Annotated in this window: 18 protein-coding genes and 1 riboswitch; of the genes, 10 read left to right on the plus strand and 8 right to left on the minus strand. The window is 70.4% G+C overall.

The features are described 5' to 3' along the window. From WS96_RS26310 to WS96_RS26320, 3 genes are all read left to right on the plus strand, one after another. Positions 1–1032 carry an ABC transporter ATP-binding protein gene (locus WS96_RS26310; RefSeq protein ID WP_059836599.1) on the plus strand — a complete coding sequence of 344 codons (1032 nt, stop codon included), beginning with the start codon at positions 1–3 and terminating at the stop codon, positions 1030–1032. Between the two features lie 84 nt (positions 1033–1116). Then, entirely contained in the window at positions 1117–1941 is an 825-nt protein-coding gene (locus tag WS96_RS26315) for a phosphodiesterase (protein ID WP_059836601.1), read from the plus strand. Positions 1942–2340: 399 nt separating this feature from the next. After that, positions 2341–3480, plus strand: coding sequence for an MFS transporter (locus tag WS96_RS26320; protein WP_059836602.1), 1140 nt, complete (start codon positions 2341–2343; stop codon positions 3478–3480). A 21-nt stretch (positions 3481–3501) separates the two neighbouring features. On the opposite strand, the gene WS96_RS26325 is transcribed toward WS96_RS26320, so the two are convergent. After that, complete coding sequence (locus tag WS96_RS26325; RefSeq protein WP_059836974.1) at positions 3502–4683, minus strand: EamA family transporter; 1182 nt, start codon at positions 4681–4683, stop codon at positions 3502–3504. A gap of 481 nt (positions 4684–5164) precedes the next feature. On the opposite strand from WS96_RS26325, the gene WS96_RS26330 reads away from it, so the two are divergent. Together WS96_RS26330 and WS96_RS26335 are read left to right on the plus strand one after the other, a co-directional pair. Further along, entirely contained in the window at positions 5165–5518 is a 354-nt protein-coding gene (locus WS96_RS26330; RefSeq protein ID WP_059836604.1) for a type II toxin-antitoxin system RelE/ParE family toxin, read from the plus strand. Beyond that, the gene (locus tag WS96_RS26335) at positions 5515–5796 is read left to right on the plus strand and encodes a helix-turn-helix domain-containing protein (protein WP_059836606.1); all 282 of its coding nucleotides are present in this window, start codon (positions 5515–5517) and stop codon (positions 5794–5796) included. The genes WS96_RS26330 and WS96_RS26335 overlap by 4 nt, the downstream gene beginning before the upstream one ends. A gap of 37 nt (positions 5797–5833) precedes the next feature. Here the strand turns inward: WS96_RS26335 and WS96_RS26340 are convergent, their stop codons facing one another. From WS96_RS26340 to WS96_RS26350, 3 genes are all read right to left on the minus strand, one after another. Continuing rightward, positions 5834–6622, minus strand: coding sequence for a molybdopterin-dependent oxidoreductase (locus tag WS96_RS26340; protein WP_034206863.1), 789 nt, complete (start codon positions 6620–6622; stop codon positions 5834–5836). Between the two features lie 29 nt (positions 6623–6651). Then, on the minus strand, positions 6652–7284 hold the full coding sequence (locus tag WS96_RS26345) for a cytochrome b/b6 domain-containing protein (RefSeq protein WP_059836608.1): 633 nt from the start codon (positions 7282–7284) through the stop codon (positions 6652–6654). Between the two features lie 76 nt (positions 7285–7360). Next, on the minus strand, positions 7361–7618 hold the full coding sequence (locus tag WS96_RS26350; protein WP_034206862.1) for a pentapeptide MXKDX repeat protein: 258 nt from the start codon (positions 7616–7618) through the stop codon (positions 7361–7363). A 269-nt stretch (positions 7619–7887) separates the two neighbouring features. Beyond that, a riboswitch (TPP riboswitch) is annotated at positions 7888–8004 on the plus strand. Positions 8005–8128: 124 nt separating this feature from the next. Between WS96_RS26350 and thiC the strand changes: the two genes are divergently transcribed. From thiC to WS96_RS26375, 5 genes are all read left to right on the plus strand, one after another. Next, on the plus strand, positions 8129–10060 hold the full coding sequence (thiC, locus tag WS96_RS26355) for a phosphomethylpyrimidine synthase ThiC (RefSeq protein ID WP_059836610.1): 1932 nt from the start codon (positions 8129–8131) through the stop codon (positions 10058–10060). Between the two features lie 230 nt (positions 10061–10290). Next, positions 10291–10503 carry a glycine zipper 2TM domain-containing protein gene (locus tag WS96_RS26360; protein ID WP_011545020.1) on the plus strand — a complete coding sequence of 71 codons (213 nt, stop codon included), beginning with the start codon at positions 10291–10293 and terminating at the stop codon, positions 10501–10503. Positions 10504–10719: 216 nt separating this feature from the next. Continuing rightward, complete coding sequence (locus tag WS96_RS26365) at positions 10720–10974, plus strand: hypothetical protein (RefSeq protein WP_027784015.1); 255 nt, start codon at positions 10720–10722, stop codon at positions 10972–10974. Positions 10975–11123: 149 nt separating this feature from the next. Then, positions 11124–12050 carry a DMT family transporter gene (locus WS96_RS26370; protein WP_059836612.1) on the plus strand — a complete coding sequence of 309 codons (927 nt, stop codon included), beginning with the start codon at positions 11124–11126 and terminating at the stop codon, positions 12048–12050. A gap of 501 nt (positions 12051–12551) precedes the next feature. Next, positions 12552–13832: a sensor domain-containing phosphodiesterase gene (locus WS96_RS26375; RefSeq protein ID WP_059824598.1), complete on the plus strand. Its 1281-nt coding sequence runs from the start codon at positions 12552–12554 to the stop codon at positions 13830–13832. A gap of 50 nt (positions 13833–13882) precedes the next feature. Here the strand turns inward: WS96_RS26375 and arfB are convergent, their stop codons facing one another. Genes arfB through recC form a run of 4 tightly spaced genes read right to left on the minus strand, consistent with a single transcriptional unit; the run spans position 13883 to position 23626 of the window. Beyond that, positions 13883–14287, minus strand: a complete 405-nt coding sequence (arfB, locus tag WS96_RS26380; protein ID WP_059836614.1) for an alternative ribosome rescue aminoacyl-tRNA hydrolase ArfB — start codon at positions 14285–14287, stop codon at positions 13883–13885. After that, the gene (locus WS96_RS26385; RefSeq protein WP_059836616.1) at positions 14284–16587 is read right to left on the minus strand and encodes an AAA family ATPase; all 2304 of its coding nucleotides are present in this window, start codon (positions 16585–16587) and stop codon (positions 14284–14286) included. Before WS96_RS26385 ends, arfB begins: the two co-directional genes overlap by 4 nt. Next, positions 16584–20291, minus strand: a complete 3708-nt coding sequence (gene recB, locus WS96_RS26390; protein WP_059836618.1) for an exodeoxyribonuclease V subunit beta — start codon at positions 20289–20291, stop codon at positions 16584–16586. The genes WS96_RS26385 and recB overlap by 4 nt, the downstream gene beginning before the upstream one ends. Then, positions 20288–23626, minus strand: a complete 3339-nt coding sequence (gene recC, locus WS96_RS26395; protein ID WP_059836620.1) for an exodeoxyribonuclease V subunit gamma — start codon at positions 23624–23626, stop codon at positions 20288–20290. The genes recB and recC overlap by 4 nt, the downstream gene beginning before the upstream one ends. Positions 23627–23756 lie beyond the last annotated feature (130 nt).

A 23756-nucleotide genomic window follows, 5' to 3' on the forward strand; every position in this document is an offset into this window, starting at 1 on the left:
ATGAAACTCGATTCCACTCCCATCACCCTGACCGGCTGCGCGAAGACGTTCCGCGGCACCCGCGTGCTCGAATCGCTCGACCTGTCGATCGGCGCCGGGGAAACGCTCGTGCTGCTCGGGCCGTCAGGCTGCGGCAAGACGACCACGCTGCGCCTGATCGCGGGCCTCGACACGCCGGACGCCGGCGGCAAGATCGCATTCGGCGACGACGACGTCACCCTGCTGCCGATCGAGCGCCGGCAGGTCGGCATGGTGTTCCAGAACTACGCGCTGTTTCCGAACCTGACGGTGCGCGGCAACGTCGGCTACGGGTTGAAGATCCGCAAGACCGAACCGCGCGCGTTGCGCGAACGCGTCGACGAACTGCTCGCGATGATGCGGCTCGATGCGCATGCGGACAAACCGGTCGATCAACTGTCGGGCGGCCAGCGTCAGCGCGTCGCGCTGGCGCGCGCGCTGGCGGTGCGTCCGCGCGTGCTGCTGCTCGACGAACCGCTGACCGCGCTCGACGCGAAGCTGCGCGACGTGCTGCGCCGCGACATGAACACGCTGCTGCGCGCGCTCGGCGTGACGACCGTCTACGTGACGCACGACCAGGCCGAAGCGATGGAGCTCGGCGACCGCATCGTCGTGATGGGCGCGGGCCGCATCGAGCAGATCGGCACGCCGCGCGAGATCTACTATCACCCCGCGAACCGGACGGTCGCGCAGTTCATCGGCACGCTGAACCGGCTGGCGGGCCAGTGGCGCGACGGCGCGCTCGCGACGACGGGCGGCGCGATCGTCACGCCGCATGCGGCCGACGAATGGTTCTTCCGCCCCGAGGACGCACAGCTCGCGGATCCCGCGCATGCGCCGCTGCGCGGCGCGGTGGGCGCGTGCGCGTTCCTCGGCGAGCGCACGCGGCTCACGATCGAGCAGGCGGCGCCCGACGCGCTCGTGATCGACGTGCCGGGCCGCATCGCGCTCGCACGCGGTACGCCGGTCGGCCTCACGATCGCGCCGGAAGGCCTGATCGCGCTCGGCGCGTAAGCGGTCGATCGGGCATCATTCACGCAACACCCTACGGCGGCGCACGCCGCCGCGACAACGACCAGACGATTCCGAGGAACGACGATGCTGCTTGCTCAAATCAGCGATCTCCACATCAAGCGCCCGGGCCAGCTCGCGTACCGGCGCGTCGATACGGCGGCCGCGCTCGCCCGCTGCATCGCGAAGCTGAACGCGCTCGTGCCGCGCCCCGACGCCGTGCTCGTCACCGGCGACCTGACCGACTTCGGCCACGACGAAGAGTACGGCAACCTGCGCGGGCTGCTCGCGGCGCTCGAGATTCCGTACTACCTGATGATCGGCAATCACGACGACCGCGCCGGCTTGCGCCGCGCGTTCGCCGATCGCGCCGAGCTGCAGGACGGCGAATTCGTGCAATACGCGCTCGACGTCGGCGCGGTGCGCGTGCTCGCGCTCGATTCGCAAGTGCCGGGCGCGAGCCACGGCGACCTGTGCGACGCGCGCCTCGCGTGGCTCGCCGCGCAGCTCGACGCCGCGCGCGACCGGCCCGTGATCGTCGCGCTGCATCACCCGCCGTTCGCGTCGGGCATCGGCCACATGGACAGGCTGCGTCTCGCGCCCGCCGCCGCCGCGAAACTCGATGCGCTGCTGCGCGGTCATCCGAACGTCGAGCGCGTGCTGTGCGGCCACGTGCACCGCACGATGTTCACGCGCTTCGGCGGCACGCTCGCGTGCGCGGTGCCGTCGCCCGCGCACCAGGTCGCCTTCGACCTGCGAGCCGATGCGCCGTCCGCATTCCGGCTCGAACCGCCGGCGTTCGCGGTCCATCGTCATGCGCCCGATACGGGGATGACGTCGCATCACGTCTACGTGGACGAAGGAGCGGGGCCGTATCCGTTCTATGAGCCGACCGGCGAGCTAGTCGACTGACCGACGTGAAGCGCGTGCCGTGACGGGCGGCGGCCGGCCGGTTGTGCCGGTTGTGCCGGTTGTGCCGGTTGTGCCGGTTGTGCCGGTTGTGCCGATTTGCCGGTTCGCCGGTTCGCCGGGTCGCCGGGTCGCCGGGTCGCCGGTTCGCCGGTTCGCCGGGTCGCCGGTTCGCCGGTTCGCCGGTTCGCCGGGTCGCCGGGTCGCCGGGTCGCCGGGTCGCCGGTTCGCCGGTTCGCCGCCGGCAGGATTCACGCCGCTCCGGTATGATCGGCAACCTCGACCGGCGCCCGGCCCGCCTGCGCACCCGACGCGTGCGCCGCCTGCCGCGCCGCCCCACTCCGTGCCTGCCCCTCCACCGACCGTCCGACCGACGCCGCCTCGCCCCACTACTCGCGCAGCCTGCTGTTGCTGCTCGCGACGATCGCGGGCGTGTCGGTCGCGAACATCTACTACAACCAGCCGCTGCTCGACAGCTTCCGCTCGGCCTTTCCGGACGGCGCATCGTGGATCGGCGCGGTGCCGACCGCGACGCAGCTCGGTTATGCGGCCGGCATGTTCCTGCTCGCGCCGCTCGGCGACCGCTTCGATCGCCGCGGGCTGATCCTGCTGCAGATCGCGGGGCTGTCGATCGCGCTGATCGTGGCGGCCACCGCGCCGTCGCTGGCCGTGCTCGCGGCCGCGAGCCTCGCGATCGGCATCCTCGCGACCATCGCGCAGCAGGCCGTGCCGTTCGCCGCCGAAATCGCGCCGCCGGCCGAACGCGGCCACGCGGTCGGCACCGTGATGAGCGGCCTGCTGCTCGGCATCCTGCTCGCGCGGACCGCCGCCGGCTTCGTCGCCGAGTATTTCGGCTGGCGCGCGGTGTTCGCCGCATCGGTCGCGGCGCTCGTCGCGCTCGCCGTCGTGATCGTGTTGCGGCTGCCGCGCAGCTCGCCGACGTCGACGCTGTCGTACGGCAAGCTGCTCGGCTCGATGTGGCACCTGGCCGTCGAACTGCGCGGGTTGCGCGAGGCGTCGCTGACGGGCGCCGCGCTGTTCGCGGCGTTCAGCGCGTTCTGGCCGGTGCTCACGCTGCTGCTCGCCGGCGCGCCGTTCCATCTCGGCCCACAGGCGGCCGGTCTGTTCGGGATCGTCGGCGCCGCGGGCGCCCTCGCCGCGCCGTATGCAGGCCGCTTCGCGGACACGCGCGGCCCGCGGGCGATCATCTCGCTCGCGATCGCGCTGCTCGCGCTGTCGTTCGTGATCTTCGCGCTGTCGGGGTCGAGCCTCGTCGGGCTCGTGATCGGCGTGGTCGTGCTCGACGTGGGCGTACAGGCCGCGCAGATCTCGAACCAGTCGCGCATCTATGCGTTGAAGCCCGACGCGCGCAGCCGCGTCAACACGGTGTACATGGTGTGCTATTTCATCGGCGGCGCGCTCGGCTCGTCGGCCGGCGTCGCCGCATGGCGCGCGTTCGGCTGGACCGGCATGTGCGCGGCCGGCCTGCTGTTTACCGCGCTCGCCGGCTGGTCCCACCATCGCGGCGGCCGGCGCGGCTGAGCGCGGCCGGCCACCGCGGCGTCACGCGTCGGTGCGCGAGGCGGCCGGCTCGGCGGCGGTGGGCGGCGGCGCGAACGCCGGGGCCGGGTCGATCACCGCGCCGGGATCCATCACCGCCGCGGGCGCCGGCACCGCGAGCGGGACAGCGGAAGGCGCGAGGATGGGCGCCGCATCCGGCGTGGCGATCGGCTCGGCGACGGCGGAAGCGTCCGCCGCACCCGCCTGCTCGGCCGCGACGGCCGGGGAACCGGCGGCCGTGGCCGCCGCCGCGGGCCGGCGCGCCGGATCGAACACGAACGACAACCCGACGCTGCCGAGAATCGCGACGGTCGCGACCACGGTCGCCATCGTCACCGGTTCGCCCAGCAGCAACGCACCGAGCGCGACCGCGACGATCGGGTTCACATACATGCAACTGCTCGCGATGATCGGGCTCGTGTGGCGAATCAGATAGCCGTACGCGACGTACGCGGCCATCGTGCAGAACACCATCAGGTACACGAACGCGAACACGGACCCGACGGCCAGCTGTTCGACGCGTTCGCCGAGCAGCCACGCGACGATCGTCGACATCAGCCCGCCGAGGCCGATCTGCAGCGACGTCGACAGAAACAGGTCGGACGGCAGCTTGAGCCGCGTCGCGAGATGCGCGCCGCCTGCCCAGAACAGTGCGCCGGCCAGCACGCAGATCGTGCCGAGCGCCGAGTTCGCGGCGGCCGCGCCGCCCGAATTCAGCACGACGATGCCGACCATCCCCAGCGCGACGGCCGCCCATTCGCCCTTCGTCACCGGCCGCCCGGCGACCGCCGCGATCACGGTCGCGAACAACGGTACCGTGGCCACCATCACCGCGGCCGAACCGCTGCTGACCGTGCGCATGCCGAGCGCGATCGTGCCGGACGACAACGCGACGAGCATCGTGCCGACGATCGCCGCGTTGCGGATTTCCAGCAGCGTCGGCCAGTCGGGCTTGCGCCGCAGCGCGAAGATGAACAGGCCGACCCCGCCGAGCAGGTTGCGCAGCCCCGACAGCAACAGCGGCGGGAACGACTGCAGCGCGAAATGCAACCCGCTGTAGGTCGAGCCCCAGACGAAATAGATGAAGACGAGCGCGAGCGCCACACGGCCGCCGCGGCTTTGCGGCAGGCGGATCCGGAACGAAAGGCGGGCGAGGAAATCGAGGAGGCGGTCGAGCGGCGTCATCGTGCGGCCCGCCCGCACGTCACGCCGCGTGCTCCGCTGAAAGACGCCGGCGATGCCGGCAAACGATCCACGCGGGACCGGGAAGGCAGAGCGAACGTGCGGAACGACATGGCAGTGCGAACGGCGACGAAAGAGAACCGGCGAGCGGCGGCAAAAGGCAAAAAAAACGTGCGCAACCGTATCCGGTGCACACGCTCGGCATTATGGCATCAAGGATTCGAAAGCATCGTCGGACCTGTCTGAAAGCATATCGACTGATGTTTCGGCGCGACATTTTTCGCGCGACGCCGGATGAAAGCGGCGGCTGGAAAATGGGGCGCGACATTGCCGCCCGTGCCACGTTCGGCCCATCGCGCGCGAGCCGTCGGCCGAACGGCCAGTTGTGCATGGCCGCCGCCGTTTCGCGCTTATCGTGACGGGGCGACGCGTGCTGCGCGCCGCACGCTCCGTTCGAACTGCACCTTCACGCTCATACAAAATTTTGTATAATCCTGCCATTCTCCCGCCGAAGCCGGTCGTTTTCATCGGCAGCGCCCTCGACGCGCTTCGCGATTTCCCGCCTGCCGTACGACGCGAAGCCGGTCATCAGATCGATCAGGTGCAGCGCGGCCTGGCGCCCGACGACTGGAAACCGATGCGCACCATCGGCGTCGGCGTACGGGAGATTCGCCTGCGCGACGCGAGCGGCGCGTTCCGGATCGTCTACGTCGCGACGTTTGCCGACGCGGTCTATGTGCTGCACTGCTTCCGGAAGCAATCGGCACGCACGTGCAAGGCCGATATCGAACTGGCCGCCCGGCGCTATCGCGCCCTGTTGACGGAGTGGAAACGATGACCAACGAACGCTACAAGAGCATCTGGGACGCGATCGAGGAACAGCCGGCCGAGGCCGAGAACATGAAGCTGCGGTCCGAGCTGATGATCGCGCTCAAGCAACGCCTCGCGCAGCTTGAACTCAGCCAGGCGCAGGCCGCGAGACTGCTCGGCGTCACGCAGCCCCGCGTGTCCGACCTGATGCGCGGCAAGATCAACCTGTTCGCACTCGACGCGCTCGTCAACATGGCGGCGGCGGCCGGCCTGCACGTCGAGCTTCAGGTGCGGGAATCCGCATGACGCCCATGCGCGATGCATCGCGGCCCGCATGCGCCGGTCACGAGCCGCCGAACCAGTTGTACCCTTGATCGACCCAGTAGCCGCCCGGAAACGTATCGGTCACGAAGATTTCCATGATGTGCTTCGGGTTCTTGTAGCCGAGCTTGGTCGGCATCCGCAGCTTCATCGGGAAACCGTATTCCGGCGGTAGCCGGCGGCCGTCGTAATCGAACGCGAGCAGCGTCTGCGGATGCAGCGCGGTCGGCATGTCGATGCTTTCGTAGTAATCGTCGGCACATTTGAAGCCGACGTATTTCGCACCGGTATCGGCACCCGCGCGTGCGAGAAACGCGCCGAACGGCGTGCCGCCCCAGCGGCCGATCGCACTCCACCCTTCCACGCAGATATGCCGCGTGATCTGTTCCGCGTGCGGCAGCGCCCGAAGCTCGTCGAGCGTCCACACGCGCTTGCCCGTCACGCGGCCGGACAGCACGAGCCGATACGTCGATGCGTCGACGTGCGGCACGTCGTCGATCCCGTAGTACGCATTGAACGGGAACGGCCGCGTGATGTCGGCTTCGGTGTAGGTCGGCGCGAGCCGGTCGGGGCTGAACAGCCATGCCTGCACGCGATCGTTCATGCGCGACACTTTCTCGAGGAACGTGTTGACCGACGCGTCGTCCTGCAACGTGCAGCCGGTCAGCATCGCGAGGCCGCCGAGCGTCAGCACGCGCCGGTTGAAGAGCCGTCGCGACGGCATCTCGAGCGTGCGGCGCACGTCGAGTTCGAGCGACTGCCGATCGAGCGTCCAGCGCGGCTCGCCGCGGTTTTTTTCGGATTCCGACATGATGAGTTCCTTCGCCCGCGACGCGCGGGTCAGCGGCCGCGCAGCATCGCGAGCAGCGAGCGCGGCACCAGCAACGCCATCGCGACGTGAACGACGACGAATGCGACCAGCAGCGACATCGCCCAGAAGTGAACGACGCGCGCAGCGTCGTAACCGCCGAACAGCTCGCGCAGCAGCGGAAACTGCACGGATTTCCAGATCGTGAGGCCCGACAGCACCAACACGACGAGATCGACGATCGCGGTCAGGTACGCGGCACGCTGCACCGCGTTGTAGACGCTCAGGTCGTCGTGCGACAGCCGGCCGCCGAGCGCGGCGCGCACGTCGCGCCACACCGACGCAGGCGTGACCGGCAGCAACTTGCGCGCGAAGCGCCCCGTCGCGATCGACATCGCCAGGTAGAACAGCCCGTTGCCGACCAGCAGCCACATCGCCGCGAAATGCCATTGCAGCGCGCCGCCGAGCCAGCCGCCGAGCGTGATGCCGTGCGCGAACGTAAACGACGGATAGATCGGCGACGCGTCGTAGATGCGCCAGCCGGACAACACCATGAGAATCGCCGCGAGCGCGTTGAGCCAGTGACTCGCGCGCACCCAGCGCGGATGGATCGTCGGCGCGGGCGGCGGCACGCCCGCGCGATCCGTGACAGGAACCGTTTGCATGATGATGACTCCCGGGATGAAGCGGCGGGACGCGGTGCGCGCCGGCAACCGGCCGGTCGCGCCCCGCACGCGTTCGTCAGTTCGACGGGCTCATCGCGTCTTTCTTCATCGCGTCGTCCTTCTTCATCGCGTCGTGGCCCATCGCGTCCTTCTTCATCGCATGCTTCTTCATGCCGTCCTTCTTCATCGCGCCGTCCTTCGCCATCGCGTCGTGGCCCATCGCGTCCTTCGACATCGACATGCCGTCCTTCGACATTGCGTCGTTCTGCGCGTGGGCGCCCGTTGCGATCGTGGCAAGTGCGGCGACACAGGCGGCGAGGAATACGTTTTTCATGACATCTCTCCGATACATGGGTTTGGGAGCCGAATAGACGGAGGACGCCGCCGGAAATGACAGCGATGTCGAAAATTTTTTGAAGCCGGCAACACGGGACGGAAATGCTGCACTGCCCACCCCTTCCGTCCCGGACGACATTGCGCGTCGACGGCCGCGCTTGCTGCGGCGCACCGTGCGCGCGCCGGCGGTCGCGATCCGCCCGCCGCCCGGTGGCATCGGCTTCGCACCCGGTTGAAACCGCCGGCAAGCCGGTGTATCGTGTGCCCTTGCTAACGCGGGGGTCCTGCAATGCGTTCGGTCGAACGACCGGCATTGCGGGTGAGAAATACCCTTTGAACCTGATCTGGATAATGCCAGCGCAGGGAAGCGTACGGATTTCGCCGCCATCCTTCTGACGAAATCCGCCGCCTCACCAAGCCTCGTCTCCTGCTTAGCTCGAGCCCCACATTCGTCAAGGGCTCCGGGCAAGCGCCGAAGCGCCTGTCCGGCGCCCGCACAGGAGATTGCATGAACGCCAATCCGAAGTTTCTGTCCGCCGACGCCCATGTCGACGCCGCTGCCGTCGCGCCGCTGCCCAACTCGCGAAAGGTGTATGTAACCGGCTCGCAGCCCGACATCCGCGTGCCGATGCGTGAAATCACGCAGGCCGACACCCCGACCGGCTTCGGCGGCGAAAAGAATCCGCCGATCTACGTGTACGACACGTCGGGCCCCTACACCGATCCGGACGCGAAGATCGACATCCGCGCGGGCCTGCCCGCGCTGCGCCAGCGCTGGATCGAAGCGCGCAGCGACACCGAGGTGCTCCCCGGCCTGTCGAGCCAATACGGCCTCGAGCGCGCGGCCGATCCGGCCACCGCCGACCTGCGCTTTCCGGGCCTGCACCGCAACCCGCGCCGCGCACAGGCCGGCAAGAACGTCACGCAGATGCACTACGCGCGTCAGGGCATCATCACGCCGGAAATGGAATACATCGCGATCCGCGAGAACCAGCGCCGCGCCGAGTACATCGAGAGCCTGAAGTCGAGCGGCCCGAACGGCGCGAAGCTCGCCGCGATGATGGGCCGCCAGCACCCGGGCCAGGCGTTCGGCGCCGCGGCCTTCGGCGCGAACGCGCTCGCCGAGATCACGCCCGAGTTCGTGCGCGACGAAGTCGCACGCGGCCGCGCGATCATTCCCGCGAACATCAATCACCCGGAATCCGAGCCGATGATCATCGGCCGCAATTTCCTCGTGAAGATCAACGCGAACATCGGCAACTCGGCCGTCACGTCGTCGATCGGCGAGGAAGTCGACAAGATGACGTGGGCGATCCGCTGGGGCGGCGACACGGTGATGGATCTGTCGACCGGCAAGCACATCCATGAAACGCGCGAGTGGATCATCCGCAACAGCCCGGTGCCGATCGGCACGGTGCCGATCTACCAGGCGCTGGAGAAGGTCAACGGCAAGGCCGAGGACCTGACCTGGGAAATCTTCCGCGACACGCTGATCGAGCAGGCCGAGCAAGGCGTCGACTACTTCACGATCCACGCGGGCGTGCGCCTGCAGTACGTGCCGCTCACCGCGAACCGGATGACGGGCATCGTGTCGCGCGGCGGCTCGATCATGGCGAAGTGGTGCCTCGCGCATCACAAGGAAAGCTTCCTGTACGAACACTTCGAAGAGATCTGCGAGATCATGAAGGCGTACGACGTGAGCTTCTCGCTCGGCGACGGCCTGCGCCCCGGCTCGATCTACGACGCGAACGACGAAGCGCAGCTCGGCGAGCTGAAGACGCTCGGCGAGCTCACGCAGATCGCGTGGAAGCACGACGTGCAGGTGATGATCGAAGGCCCCGGCCACGTGCCGATGCAGTTGATCAAGGAGAACATGGATCTGCAGCTCGACTGGTGCAAGGAAGCGCCGTTCTACACGCTCGGGCCGCTGACCACCGACATCGCGCCGGGTTACGACCACATCACGTCGGGCATCGGCGCCGCGATGATCGGCTGGTTCGGCACCGCGATGCTGTGCTACGTGACGCCGAAGGAGCACCTTGGCCTGCCGAACAAGGACGACGTGAAGGAAGGCATCATCACGTACAAGCTCGCCGCGCACGCCGCCGACCTCGCCAAGGGTCACCCGGGCGCGCAGGTGCGCGACAACGCGCTGTCGAAAGCGCGTTTCGAGTTCCGCTGGGAAGACCAGTTCAACATCGGTCTCGACCCGGACAAGGCGCGCGAATTCCACGACGAGACGCTGCCGAAGGATTCGGCCAAGGTCGCGCACTTCTGCTCGATGTGCGGCCCGCATTTCTGCTCGATGAAGATCACGCAGGACGTGCGCGAATTCGCGGCCCAGCAGGGCGTGTCGGAAACCGAGGCGCTGAAGAAAGGGATGGAGGTCAAGGCGGTCGAGTTCGTGAAGACCGGCGCCGAGATCTACCACCGTCAGTAAGCGCGCCGCGAGCCGCACCGGCTCGCATCGCGATGCACGCAGCCCGCTTTCGAGCGGGCTTTTTTGCGCATGTCGCGTGCCTGCCGGCCCATACGAAACAATTGATTACGAAACCGCGCGAGCCTTAACAAGTCCTTACAGCAGCGTCGCGGGACGGCGCGTAGATTGGGGACATGCGCGGCCGCCAGCCGGTCGTGCGCCTTCCGTTCACTACCACAAGGACAACGATCATGAACTCGATTCGGCGTTTTGGGGTATGCGCTCTGCTCGTCGCGACGGTGGCCAGCCTGTCGGCCTGCGATTCGATGTCGCGACGCCAGCGCGATACGGCAATCGGTGCGGGTGTCGGCGGCGTCGCCGGCGCGGCGATCGGCGGCAACGCGCTGTCGACGCTGGGCGGCGCGGCGGCCGGCGGCATCATCGGTAACCAGGTCGGCAAGTAAAGCAATCGCATCGGCCGGTTGGGCGTCGCCCAGCCATTGGCCGGTCGGTTCAAAACGGCGTTTTCGCACCGCGGAAGCGCCGTTTTCGCATGCGGCATCGCAGCCGGCCCGGCCGCGGCCCGGAAATGATCGGTTACCGTTTCTCATACCGTGTCATCGGTACTCGGCCTAAGCTTCAAGCATCTGCCGATGGCCGGCTTTCGCCGGAGACACATGATGAACAGGACCTTCGTCGCCGCGGCGCTCGCCTGCACGACGCTTGCCGGCTGCTATTACCCGTACGGCTACTATCCGGGCGGCTATTACACGGCGGCGCCCGTGCCGGTACAGCCCGCGCCCGTGTATGTCGATCCCGGCCCCGCCTACTACTATCCGGCCCCCGCGTATGCGCCCGCGTGGGGCAGTTATTGGGGCCCCGCGCTGTCGCTCAATTTCGGCTTCGGCGGACGCGGCGGCTGGCGTCATCACTGATCGATCGCGCCGCCGGCGTGTGGCCGGCCGTCCGCCGTCGGCGCCAAGCGGCGCAATTCCCGTTTCTTGTCGTTTCATCCGATCGTGAAACGACGGTGCGGTAACGCGGTGTAAGATTCGTCGCATCCCGTCCCCGCCCTCGCCGATCGATGTCGCCCAAGAACGCTTTCCTGCTGACCGTGCTCGCCGCCCTGTGGGGCGCCTCCTTCCTGTTCATCCGGATCGGCGTGGTCGATTTCGGCGTCGCGCCGCTGATGGCGCTGCGCGTGGGCATCGGCGCGCTGTTTCTCGCGGGCTTCGCGCTGACGCGCTTCACACCCGCCGATCTCGGCGCCCGGCTGCGCCGTCATGCGTGGCCGCTGTTCGTCGTCGGCGCGCTGAATTCGGGCATCCCGTTCTGCCTGTTCGCGTTCGCCGAGCTGACGCTGTCGGCCGGCGTGACGTCGGTGATCAACGCGACGACGCCGCTGTGGGGCGCACTCGTCGCTTACCTGTGGCTGAAGGACAAGCTGTCGCTGCCGCGCGCGCTCGGCCTCGTCATCGGGTTTGCCGGCGTGCTCACGCTCGTGTGGAACCAGATCGCGAACGCGCACGGCGACACCGGCGCCAGCGCGACCGCGCTCGCCGCGGCGGCCGCGCTCGGCGCGACGCTGCTGTACGGCATCGCGGCCAACTACACGAAACGCAAGCTCGGCGGCGTCGATCCGCTCGTCAACGCAGTCGGCAGCATGATCGGCTCGACCGTCCTGCTGCTGCCGTTCGCGATCGCGACATGGCCGGCCGCGCCGGTCGGCGCGCACGCATGGGGCGCGGTGCTCGCCCTCGGCATCGCGTGCACGGGCATCGCGTATTTCATCTTCTTCTACCTGATCGCGCATATCGGGCCCGCCCGCGCGATCACCGTGACGTTCGTGATCCCCGTGTTCGGGCTGCTGTGGGGCGCGCTGTTCCTCGGCGAACACGTGTCGGTCGTGATGATCGAAGGCTGCGCGATCGTGCTCGTCGGCACCGCCCTCGCAACCGGCGTGATCAAGCGGATTCCCGGCGTCCGACCGCGCGACGGCGAAGCGGCCTGACGATCGGCGCGGCCGGCGCGCAGACACCGCGGTCCGCCGTGCCGCCATGCCGATGGCGACGCGACGCGGAGGTGCGGACGCGCCGCCGATCGCATCGCGGCGCGCACGCATTCGACTCATTCGTCTGACGGCGGCGGCCGGCCGCCGGGATTTCCCGCATCGGCCCGCGCATCGGGCAACAGCGACGCACGGTCATGCCGCCGCCCGGTGGCGGGAGGCGGGATCGTCATCCGCCGCCGCGGCGCGCTTCGTTTCGCGACGGTCATGCACCGTACGCATGCACGCGGGGCCGGTCGCCGCGCCGCAGCGCGCGGGCCGGAATCGCGGTGTACCGTTTGCGTCTGGAGTTACCCTGATACGCGCGCCGCGGCAATCCCGTTACACTCGGAACACTCATCCGCAGAAGGCGGTCTCGATGCCCCCCGTTCTTCCGCGTCCGCCTGCGCATGCGGCTGCATCGGCGTGGCGGTGCGCCGCCGCCCGCTCCCGGGCACCGTCGACATGAAGTCCACCCGCGACCTGTCGCTCGACGCCCTGCTCGAACGCCTCACGCCGACGCCCCACGGCTGGCTCGCCACCTACCGCGCCACGACATTGCGCAGCGTGTTCCAGCCCGTGCTGTCGATCACGCACAAGCGCGTCGTCGGCTACGAGGCGCTGCTGCGCGTCGTCGACGGGAACGGCGCGCTGGTGTCGCCCACCGCCCTGTTCGACAAGACGCGCGGCGACGCCGACGCGCTGCTGCTCGACCGGCTCGCGCGCTGCCTGCACACGGCCAACTTCGTCACGCAAGGAATCGGCGACGGCTGGCTGTTCCTGAACGTGACGCCGCGCGTGCTCGACACGGGCCTCGTGCAGCGCGAGTTCGTCGAGGCGCTGTGCCGGCATTTCGCCCTGCCGCCGAACCGCATCGTGCTGGAAGTGGTCGAGCAGCCGGCACGCGACGAAGCCGCGCTTGCCCGCACGATCGACATGATCCAGCATCGCGATTTCCTGATCGCGATCGACGATTTCGGCACGGGGTTCTCGAACTTCGACCGCGTGTGGCGGGCGCGGCCCGACATCGTGAAGCTCGACCGCTCGCTCGTCGAGCGTTCGACCGCGTCGGCCGACGATCGCCGCATCATGCATCACCTCGTGTCGATGCTGCATCAGGCCGGCGCGATGGTGCTGGCCGAAGGCGTCGAAAGCGACGACGCACTGCAGGCGCTGATGGAAGCCGACATCGATTTCGTGCAGGGTTTCCAGTTCGGCCAGCCCGATGCATCGATCGCGCACGCGAGCGCGGCGGCGCCCGCGATGCTCGATGCCGCGTGGCGGCGCTTCATCGCCCGCCGGCACACGCCGGTGGCCGCCCAGCAACCGGGCTTCGACGCGATCGAACGGCTCGTGCTCACCGGCGCGGCCGCGTTTTCGGCGAGCGGCAACCTGCAGGACGCCGCGCAACGCGTGTTCGCGGTACCGGCCGCGCGACGCGTGTTCGTCACGGACGAGACCGGCGAACAGTTCCTGCCGTCGATCGGTGCGCCGCCCGACGACAGCCAGGCGAGCGTGACCCGCCTCGCGCCGCTCTTCCCGGAAACCCACAGCAACTGGTCGCGGCGCCCGTATTTCCAGCGCGCGATCGCCGCCCCCGGGCGCGTCGCGCTGATGGGCCCTCATTTCTCGCTGACGGAAGGCCGCGACTGCTATACGGCCGCCGTCGCGATCCGCGCGCAGAGCCGGCTCGTCGTGTTCTGCGTCGACTTCGTGCTCGACAGCGCGGGAACCGTGATGCGGTAGCCGCCGCGCGCGGCGGACGATCGCGTGCGACGCGCGTCCGCGTTCATTGGTCAGTCGATCACCTTCCCACGCCCCGACTTCACCACGCTGCGGCGCGACTTGTGCTCGAGCCGCCGCTCCTTCGACGCGCGCGTCGGCCGCGTTGCGACCCGGGCACGCGGCGTGTGCGCGACGCTGCCGATCAGCGCATCGAGCCGCGCGAGCGCGGCCTCGCGGTTCTTCTCCTGCGTCCGATATTCCTGCGACTTGATCACGACGACGCCGTCGCGCGTGATGCGCTGGTCGGACAATGCGAGAAGCCGCTCCTTGATGAGCGGCGGCAGCGACGACGCGCGGATGTCGAAGCGCAGATGAATCGCGCTCGACACCTTGTTCACGTTCTGCCCGCCCGCGCCCTGCGCGCGCACGGCCGTCCATTCGACCTCGGCCGGATCGAGCGTGTAGCGAATCATCATCGCGAAGCCTCCGTGCGGCGTCGGGCGAGCGCCTCGTCGACGCGGGCCGCGAGCCCCGAATCGCGCTGCGTGCGCGTCGCGACCGCCTGCGCCAGCACGCGCCGCGGCCCGATCACCTGCACGCGCGCGCGCGCGCGCGTGACGGCCGTATAGACGAGCTCGCGCGTGAGCACCCGGCCGAACGACGCAGGCAGCACGAGCGCGGCTTCGTCGAATTCCGAGCCCTGCGATTTGTGCACCGTCAGCGCGAACGCCGTTTCGTGCGGCGGCAGCGCGGCCGGCGACACCGCACGCGCGGCGCCGTCCGCGCGCCGGAACCACACGCGCAGCACACCGTGCGCGTCGGGCAGCGCAATGCCGATGTCGCCGTTGAACAGCCCGAGCGCATAGTCGTTGCGCGTGACCATGATCGGCCGCCCGGTGAACCAGTGCGCGCCGACCGCGAGCGGCACGCGCGCCGCATGCCGCACGTGCGCGGCCACCAGCGCATTGACGTGTTCCGCCCCGCGCGAGCCGCTGCGGGTCGCGCACAGGATCCGGAACCGGTTGAGCGCGTCGAACAGCGGCAGCGGATCGGGCGCCGGCGCGGCCAGCGCGTCGCGCAATGCATCGAGGTATGCGCCGAAACGCCGTGCGAGCCGCTCGACCGTCGACGACGCCAGCGTGTCGCCCGCATCGTCATGAAACGATGCGGCTGCCGAGTCGTCGGCGGGCAGCGCATCGAGCGCCGCCTGCACGTCGCCGCGGCGGATCGCGAGCGACAGCCGGCCGATCGGCGAATCGAGACCGAAGCGGTAATTGCGTTCGAGCCACACGACGCAGTCCGCGAGCGGTGCCGGAGCGGGCGTGCCTGCGGATGCGGCAGCGGCTTCGCCGGCCCATGGCGATGCGGCGACCGCCGCCGACGTCAGCGCCGCATCGTCTGCGTGGAACGGCGCCAGCTCGACGGCGTCGAGCCAAGCGAGCTCGTCGGCCTCGATCCAGGCCGGCGCATCGCCCGGTGCGCCGGCATCGGCCGATGCCGACCCGGATGACGGCGACGGCGCGATGTCGGCCGACGACGCTTCGTCATCCTGCGGTTCGTCGTCGAAGAGCGACGCCTGTCGCGCATCGACTTTCGGCCGAGGCGCCGATTTGCGCGCAACAGGCGCGGATGCCGACGGCGAAGCCGGAGCCCGTGCGGACGCGGAAACCGGATGTGCGCGCGCATCCGCTGCCGGCGCGGCTTCGTCCGGCACCGGCAACGCCGCGACGAACGCCGCCTCGTCGATGCCCAGCGCCTGCGCGATGCGCGTGCGGGCCGCGGCGGTGAACGCCGGCCGTGCGCTCAGCTCCGCGAACACGGCGCCGGCCTCGACCGCGGCCAGTTGATCCTTGTCGCCGAGCAACACGAGCCGCGCACCCGGCGCGAGCGCGTCGAGCAGATGCGCGGCGAGCGCGACGTCGATCATCGACGCCTCGTCGACGACGATCAGATCGTACGGCAACGGATTGTCGCGATGATGCCGGAAGCCGGCCGCCCCGCCGCCGCCCAGCAGCCGATGCAGCGTGTACGACGTGTCGGGCAGGCGCGCCGCGAGTTCGGGCGGCAGATCGCCGGCGCGCGCGTGCAGCGCCTCCTGCATCCGCTGCGCGGCCTTGCCGGTCGGTGCGGCCAGCGCGATGCGCAGCCCCGGGTGCGCATCGAGCAGGCAGGCCAGCACGCCGACGACGGTCGTCGTCTTGCCCGTGCCCGGCCCACCGCTGACGATCGTCACGCGGCCGGTCAGCGCGACGATCGCCGCCACGCGCTGCCAGTCGACTTCGCCGGTGGCCGGCCCGAAGTAACGGGCGAGACTGTCGCGCAACCGGTCGGGCGACAGGCCTTCGTCCGGCGCGGCGACACCGGCCTGCGCGACGAGCGCATCGGCGAGCCGCCGTTCGTAATCGAAATAGCGCGACAGGTACAGATGATCGAGCCGGTCGACGATCAGCGGCCGCTCGTCGCCGCGCGCGAGCGTGCCGAACGCGACCACGCCGCTCGCGGCCAGCGCCGCGCGCACCTCGTCGAGCGACGCTTCGTAGCGCTGCGCGAGCGCGCCAAGCGCGACGCACACGTGGCCGCCGGCGGTCGCACGGCTCGTCGCGAACGCGGCGCGCGCGGCCCAGCGCGCCGCCGCGGCCGGCGCACCGGCACGGCGCGCGAGGTCGCCGATGCGGCGTGCGAAGCCTTCCGCGAGCGCGATGCCGAAATCGGCCGGCTCGGGCAGCCGCGCGACGAGGCCGCCGGTGAATTCGAGCATGTCGTCGGACGCGGTCATGCGCGGCCCCCTTCCATCATCCGGTCGAGCGCGTCGACGAGCGCGCGCGCGGGCCGCCGCGCATGCACGCCGGCCGGCTCGCCGCCGCTGCGCCAGCCGGGCCGCACGCCGCGCACGAACAGGTACAGGTAACCGGCGACGTGCGTGTCGTAGTCGTAATCGGGCAGCCGGCCGCGCAGGTAGCGATGCAGCGCGACCGTATAAAGCAGCGCCTGCAGGTGATACGCGTGATCGGCCATCGCGACGTCGAGCGCGCGCGGGCCATAGGCGTCCGGCGTCGTGCCGAGGTGGTTCGACTTCCAGTCGACGATCCAGAAACGGCCGTCGTGTTCGACGATCATGTCGATGAAACCCTTGATGAAACCGGCGAGCGTGCCCGCCTCCAGTGCAACGTCCGGATAGCCGTGCGCGACCAGCAGCCGGCGCAGCGCCGTCAGGTCGAGCGACGGCGCCGGGAACAGGAAACCCATTTCGTCGAGCCGCTTGGCCGGATCGAGATCGGCGAGCCGCATGCCCGGCACGAGCTCGGTGTGCACGACGTCGTCGACGAGCCGCGCCATCATCGCCGGCAGGCGTGCCGCGAGCGCCGGCTCGGCCTCGACCGGCCGGTCGTGCAGCGCGCCGAGCGCGGCCTTGTGCCACGATTCGGGCTCCGCGAACCGGCTGAGCTCGAACAGGCGGTGCAAGCATTCGCCGGCCGCCGCGCCGCGCGGGAACATGAGGATGTCGTCGTCCGGCGGGGCGGCCGCCACCGTGTCGGCCAGTATCGGTTCGCCATCCGGCGCCACCGCGGCAAGCGCATCGTGATCGGGCCGCAATTCGTCGTCGGGCACGGCCGCGACGCCCGCCTCCTCGCGCGCCATCGACGCGGTCAGAGAACTGAAGCTCGCCATCCGCCACGCATCGCGCAGTATGCGCGTCGCATGGCGCGCCGCGAGCGTCTGCGACGCGTCGTGCCCGGCCGCGAGACGCTCGCGGCGCGCAGGCACGGGCAGCGGCGCGATGCTCACGGGGCCGCCCGCGAGCGCGCGCCATGCCGCATCGAGCGCGGCCTCGTCGGGCGGCTCGTCGAGCCACGCATCGAACGCATGGCCGGCCCCCGCGACGAGCCAGTTGAGCACGCTGCGCCGCGCTTCGCGCGTCGAGCGCGACGACAGGTACGGCCCGGCGACGACATAGCAGCGATACACCGCGCGCGTGAGCGCCACGTAGACGAGCCGCGCGCGTTCCGCGGCCTGCTCGCGCAGCGCCTGCCGCGCCGCATGCGCGGCCGCCTCGTCGTCGCATCCGTAATGCAGCACTGCATCGCCCGCGTCGTCGTGATACTCGCGCGCATCGGGCAGCGCGGACGACGGCGGCTCGCGCAGCCCGCCGTCGTTCAGGAACGGGCAGAACACGATCGCGTATTCGAGGCCCTTCGACTTGTGCACCGTGACGATCTGCACGAGGTTGCGATCGGATTCGAGCCGCAGTTGCGCTTCCTCGCCGCCGCCGTCGAGCCGTTGCGCGGCGAGCCAGCGCAGCGTCGGCGCGATGCCGGGCTGTGCGGATGCCCGCGCTTGCGTCAACTCGGCCAGATGGTTGACGTCGGTCACGCGGCGCTCGCCGTCCGCACCGGCCATCAGCCGTTCGGCGATCCGCAGCTCGCGCGTGAACGTGCGCCACATCACCGCGAAACCGCGTTCGCGCCACAGCAGCCGATAGCGCGAGAAGCGCTCGACCCAGCTCATCGCATCGGCGCTGTCGGCCGCCGACGCACCGGATGGCGCATCGCCGTCGCCCTGCTCCATGCGCCACAGCGCGCCGGCGTCGAGCCCGAACCAGTCGGACGCGAGCGCCGCGCGCAGGCGTCGCAGGTCGCCGGGCGCATCGATCGCCGCGAGCACGCGTTCGAGCTGCTCGGCGTCGCCGGTCGAGAACACCGACGCCTGCGCCAGCTCGACGCTGCCGATGCCCCACGTCGCGAGCACGCGCTTCACGAGGCTACCCTGCCGGTGCGTTTGCACGAGCACCGCGATGTCGCCCGGCGACAACGGCGTGTCCCCCAGCCGCACGCGCCCTTCACGTGCGCCGCGCATCAGCCGCGCGATCTCGGCCGCGCAGGCCTGGGCAGCCTGCGCTTGCGCGTCGCGTTTGAGCAACGTGCCTTCGCCGCCCGGCAGCGCCCATACCCGGAAATCGCCCGCCGGCCCCGGATCGGTTTCGTCGACGAACGGCGCCCGCACGCGCGTGCCGGCGCGCACCGCGTAATAGTCGAGCCCGTCGAGCACGAAGGCGCGCGGATTCGACATGAAGAAGCGGTTGCACGCATCGACGATCGCGGGCGTCGAGCGCTGATTGACCGCGAGCGTGTAGCACGCGCTCGCCCGTGCGCGCGCGGCGAGATAGGTATGCAGATCGGCCGCGCGAAAACTGTAGATCGCCTGTTTCGGATCGCCGACGAGGAACAGCGGACCGCCCGGCGCGAAGATCCGGTCGAAGATCGCGAACTGCAGCGGATCGGTATCCTGGAACTCGTCGATCAGCGCGGCCGGATAGCGCGCGCGCAGCGTGTCGGCGAGCCACGGATGCGCGTGCAACGCGTGATACAGGTTCGCGAGCAAATCGTCGAACGACACGACGCGCCGCGTGCGCTTGCGCTCGGCCAATTCGCGCGGCGCCATGTCGAGCCATTCGGCGATCAGCGCGAGCCAGCGCGCGCGCTGCGCGGCCTCGGCCGCCGCCACGGCCGCTTCGAGCGCGTCGGCCACCTCGAAGAACGCGTGTGCGGGCGTCGCACCGCCTTTTTTCGTCGCCTTCGCGAGCGCGGTTTGCGTGAGCTTCAGCGCGGCTTTCGGCAGCGCGGCCGTCGCGTCGCCCTGCTCGAAATGCACCGCCCACGCGGCGAGCGCATCGGCGAGCGCGTCGGGCTTGTGCGAGCGTTGATTGAGCGCGGGCTGCGCGGCGCGCAGCAGCGCATCGATCGCGTCGCGCTCGGCCGCCCACATGCGCGCGGCTCGCGCGAAGCATTCGGCTGCGGCCGCTTCGGCCGATTCGTCCGGCTCGGTCACGCCGTCCCAGCGCAGCGCGGCCAGCGGCTTCTTCAGCCGGCGTGCGAGCTGCGCATCGAGCGCGGCCGGGCCGGCCCCCGATTCGACGAGCCACGCCGCGAAACCCGGCCAGCGCGCGGCCGCCGGTTCGACGCGCGTGCGCCAGAAATCCGCGGCGAGTTCGAAGCGCAGCGACGCATCGTCGGCCTCCATGTCGAACGCGAACGGCATCGCGGCCGCGAACGGCGCTTCCTGCAGCGCGCGCTGGCAGAACGCGTGGATCGTATGGATCGCGGCCTGGTCGAACGCGCGCAGCGCGCGCCGGATCCGCTTCGCGGCCGTCTCGGGATCGAGCGCGCCGCCGACGCCGAGCGCGGTTTCCCACAGACGCGCGATGAACGGATCGCCGCCGTCGTCGCCCGTGTCGAGCGCATGCGCGAGCTGCGCGAGCCGGCTGCGAATCCGCTCGTGCAGTTCGGCCGTCGCCGCTTTCGTGAAGGTCACGACGAGGATTTCGTCCGCGCCGAGATCCTTTTCGAGCAGCAGGCGCACATACAGCGCGCAGATGTTCCACGTCTTGCCGGTGCCGGCCGACGCCTCGATCTGGTTGACGCCGTCGAGCGGGCACGCGAACACGTCGAGTTCGAGCGCCTGCGGCTGCGACACGGCGCTCATGCGACCTCCTTCAGATGCTCGACGAGCGGCTCGAACACGAGCCGCGCGAGCGTGCCGAACGGCTCGTCGAGCGACGGATGCGCGCCGCGCCATGCGATCGCGATGGCCGGATCGTCGGCTTCGCTCGCCACCCGCTCGTTGATCCACACGCTCGCGGCCTTGGCCTCGCCGTCGGACACCCGCGCCCACGCACTGCGCGGGAAAAACCGCAGCGGCATGCGCCGACCCGCGCGAAACAGCGCGGCCAGCGGCGCGAGCCGTTCGAGCGGCGCCGCGACGGGCGTCAGCTCGAACGCACCGCCGCTGCCGAACCACAGCGTGCGGCGCGGGCCGCCGGGCTCGATCGCACAGTAGACGAGATGCGCGAGCCACGCGGACAGGTAATCGCGCGCACTCGGCCGCGCATAGCGATAGATGACCTGCCCGGCCGGCGTCAGCCGATTCAGCGTGCCGTGCAATTCGAGCGGCGCGCTCACCGCGTCGGCCGCCAGCATCGCGTCGTCGGCGCCGAACAGCGCCTGCTCGGTATCGGGCCACGTCGGCACGACGGTGAGCGAGAACGGCCGCCGCTCGATGCCGTCGGCCAGCGCACGGCGCACGTTCGACGCAAGCTGGGTCATCGAACCGAGCGCTTGATCGCGCCACACCGCGCCCGTCGCGCCGCCGGGCAGTTCGGGGCTCGCGTCCGCAATGCGCAGCGCATGATCGTGCACGCCGCCGTCGCCCGCTTCGATCAGGAGCGGCAGCACACGCTCGGCAAGCGCGTCGCTGCCGGCGAAGTCCAGCGCGAACGGCTCGGTATCGAGCAGTTCGGCCTGCGCGTCGGCCAGCACGATGCCGAGCCGGCCGCGCAGCAACGCGCGCGCCGGATGGCGCCAGAAACGTTCGAATTCGCCGAACGCGACGGGCTCGACCGGCTCCGCCGGCAGCGGCTGCGCGAAGAACGGCTGCTCGCGCGGCCCGTCGCGCGACGCCTCGGCGGCCAGCAGCGACGCGAGCGTCGCCCGCTCGGCGTCATACGAAACGAGGCCGCTGCCCGGCTGGAAATACGCGGCCGCGAACGGTTGCAGCGGATGCTCGACGATGAACGCGCGGCGCGCGGCATCGACCGCGTCCGGTGCGGCGCCGGGCCCGGCCGTGACGTCCGCGAGATGGTCGAGCAGTTCGTCGACCAGCGCCGCCGGTGGCAACGGCGCGTTGTCGCGAATGCTGCGGCCCGTATAGGCGATCAGCAACCGGTCGCGTGCGGCGAGCAACAGGTCGAGAAACAGATTGCGCTCGTCGTCGCGGCGCTGCCGGTCGCCCAGCTTCGGCAGCACGGCCATCAGGTCGAACTCGTCCGCGCGCGCGAGGCTCGGCAGCACGCCGTCGTCCATCCCGAGCAGGCAGACGACGCGATACGGCAGCCCGCGCAAGCTCGTCAGCGACGAGAACGTGACGCCGCCCCACGGCACGCCGCCGCGGGCCGGATCGTCGAGCGCCGCGGCGAGCCCCGCGCGGACGACGGCCGCCGGCAACGCCTCGTCGGGCGCGCCCTCCGTCATCGCGGCCAGCATCGCGTCGAGCGCGTCGCGCACGCCGGCCAGCGCGTCCGCGTACGCAGCGCCCGAATCGAAGAAGCGCGCGAGCGTGTCCGCGAACAGTTCGCTCCAGCCGCGCGGCGTGTGCGACTCCGCGAGCCGCCGCGCGAAGCCGTCGAGATCGTCGGTAAACCGGGCGAGCCGGCCGAGCAGTTCGGCCTCGCTGCCGGTGGCCGCCTCGATCGGCAGCCACGCCCCGATCGGCACCGCCCCGTCGGGCATCGCATAGCCGAGAAAGAGCCGCGCGAGCGCATCGGAGAACGTATGGCGCGGCGCGGGCACGGCCGCGTCGTCGCTTGCGAGCGGCGACAGCCCGCGCCGCGCGCCGGCGGCCGCGAGCCAGGTCTGCACCGTTTCGAGCGCGGCCGCGTCGATGTCGTAGCGCGCGGCCACCGCATCCACGCGCAGCCATTCGACCAGCTCCGGCGCGCCGACCTGCCGCTCCGGCAACGCGAGCCAGTCGAGCAGCACGCGCGCGACCGGATTCGCCTGCGACGGCGGCAGGCCGGTGATCCGGTAAGGCACCCGCGCACCGCCGGCGCCCGCCGTGCCGAACACCGCGTCGATCAACGGCCCGGCCGCGGCGAGATCGGCCACCGCGACGAGCACGTCGGACGGCTGCAGGCTCGCATCGGCGTCGAACCATGCGAGCAGCCGGTCGTGCAGCACCTCGAGCTGGCGCGCGAGGCTGTGGCACACGTGCACCTCGATCCCGCGCTCGACCGGCGTGTCGCCGATTTCGGCCTCCGGTTGCAGTTCGAGGATCGCGTTCTGCACGCGCGCGAGCCAGGTGGGCGCGGAATTCTCGACGAAACGCGACGCATCGCCTGCCGCGGCGCCTTCGGTCAGCTCATGCAGCATGTGCAATTGCGCCTGCGTCTGCCTGCCCCATTCGGCGAGCAGCGGATGGCCGACCTCCTGGAAGTCGCGCCGCCCGGCCGCATCGAGCGCCTCGGCGTGCGCGGCGGTCACGATGTCGAACCAGAATTCGCGGCACGGATTCAGCGCGTAGACGCGCACGTCGATCCAGCGCGACAGTTCGCGCAACAGCGCGACGTGCAGCGGCGGCATCGTCGGCAGCGCGAACACGCTGACCGATTCGGGCCAGTCGGCGCGCGCGAGCGCATCGGCATCGAGATGGCGCGCTTCGACGAGAAAGCGGTGCGCCGGCGGCGTGCCGCTGTCGCTCAGCTCGGCGAGCAGCGCGCGCCACAGCGCGGCCTGCCAGCGCTCGTCGTCGCGCGCGGCGTCGCTGATCCCGCGCGGCGCGCCGTCGCCGGCGAGCACCGATTCGCCGGCCTGCCACGCGGCCAGCCACTCGGGGCGATAGGTCAGGTAGTGATCGAGCACGGCCGCGACGCGATGAGCCAGTTCGTAGCGCATCGCATCGTCGGACGCCGACAGATACGCGGCCAGCCGCGGCGACGCGCGCCACGGCGCACCGTCGGCCGCCTGCGCGAACAGCCGGTAGCAGCGCCACACGAGCCGGTCGGGCGCGAACGGCGAGCGCGCGGGCACCGTCAGCACGCGGCCGATCTGCGCCCACAGCCACTGCGCGAGATACGTGAACTCGACGTTCGCGCACACGCCGTTGCGCGCGGCGATGTCGAGCTCGAGGCGGCGGCGCAGCGCGGCGCTCGGCACGATGACCTGTTGCGGCGCCCACGGGCCGTTGCGGGCCGGGAACGCGGCCAGATCCTCGAGCAGCGCGTCGGCCAGCGTTTCGTGACGGTTCGAATAGAAAAGATGGAGCATGAAGCGGGCGTCTGAACCTCGCACCGGCGGGATCGGGCGAACAGGATCACCAAGGATAGCAAATGGGCCGCCGCCGCGAACCTCGGCCGGAAAGCCAGCTTTTGCGAACCGCGAAATACGATAGACTCGT

Source organism: Burkholderia sp. MSMB1835 (assembly GCF_001526365.1).
Taxonomy (GTDB): Bacteria; Pseudomonadota; Gammaproteobacteria; order Burkholderiales; family Burkholderiaceae; genus Burkholderia.

Excerpts from the sequence above, each read along its gene's own strand:
- WS96_RS26310 (WP_059836599.1), top strand. The coding sequence starts at position 1 with ATGAAACTCGATTCCACTCCCATCACCCTGACCGGCTGCGCGAAGACG.
- WS96_RS26315 (WP_059836601.1), top strand. The coding sequence starts at position 1,117 with ATGCTGCTTGCTCAAATCAGCGATCTCCACATCAAGCGCCCGGGCCAG.
- WS96_RS26325 (WP_059836974.1), bottom strand. The coding sequence starts at position 4,683 with ATGACGCCGCTCGACCGCCTCCTCGATTTCCTCGCCCGCCTTTCGTTC.
- WS96_RS26335 (WP_059836606.1), top strand. The coding sequence starts at position 5,515 with ATGACCAACGAACGCTACAAGAGCATCTGGGACGCGATCGAGGAACAG.
- WS96_RS26340 (WP_034206863.1), bottom strand. The coding sequence starts at position 6,622 with ATGTCGGAATCCGAAAAAAACCGCGGCGAGCCGCGCTGGACGCTCGAT.
- WS96_RS26345 (WP_059836608.1), bottom strand. The coding sequence starts at position 7,284 with ATGCAAACGGTTCCTGTCACGGATCGCGCGGGCGTGCCGCCGCCCGCG.
- WS96_RS26350 (WP_034206862.1), bottom strand. The coding sequence starts at position 7,618 with ATGAAAAACGTATTCCTCGCCGCCTGTGTCGCCGCACTTGCCACGATC.
- thiC (WP_059836610.1), top strand. The coding sequence starts at position 8,129 with ATGAACGCCAATCCGAAGTTTCTGTCCGCCGACGCCCATGTCGACGCC.
- WS96_RS26360 (WP_011545020.1), top strand. The coding sequence starts at position 10,291 with ATGAACTCGATTCGGCGTTTTGGGGTATGCGCTCTGCTCGTCGCGACG.
- WS96_RS26365 (WP_027784015.1), top strand. The coding sequence starts at position 10,720 with ATGAACAGGACCTTCGTCGCCGCGGCGCTCGCCTGCACGACGCTTGCC.
- WS96_RS26370 (WP_059836612.1), top strand. The coding sequence starts at position 11,124 with ATGTCGCCCAAGAACGCTTTCCTGCTGACCGTGCTCGCCGCCCTGTGG.
- WS96_RS26375 (WP_059824598.1), top strand. The coding sequence starts at position 12,552 with ATGAAGTCCACCCGCGACCTGTCGCTCGACGCCCTGCTCGAACGCCTC.
- arfB (WP_059836614.1), bottom strand. The coding sequence starts at position 14,287 with ATGATGATTCGCTACACGCTCGATCCGGCCGAGGTCGAATGGACGGCC.
- WS96_RS26385 (WP_059836616.1), bottom strand. The coding sequence starts at position 16,587 with ATGACCGCGTCCGACGACATGCTCGAATTCACCGGCGGCCTCGTCGCG.
- recB (WP_059836618.1), bottom strand. The coding sequence starts at position 20,291 with ATGAGCGCCGTGTCGCAGCCGCAGGCGCTCGAACTCGACGTGTTCGCG.
- recC (WP_059836620.1), bottom strand. The coding sequence starts at position 23,626 with ATGCTCCATCTTTTCTATTCGAACCGTCACGAAACGCTGGCCGACGCG.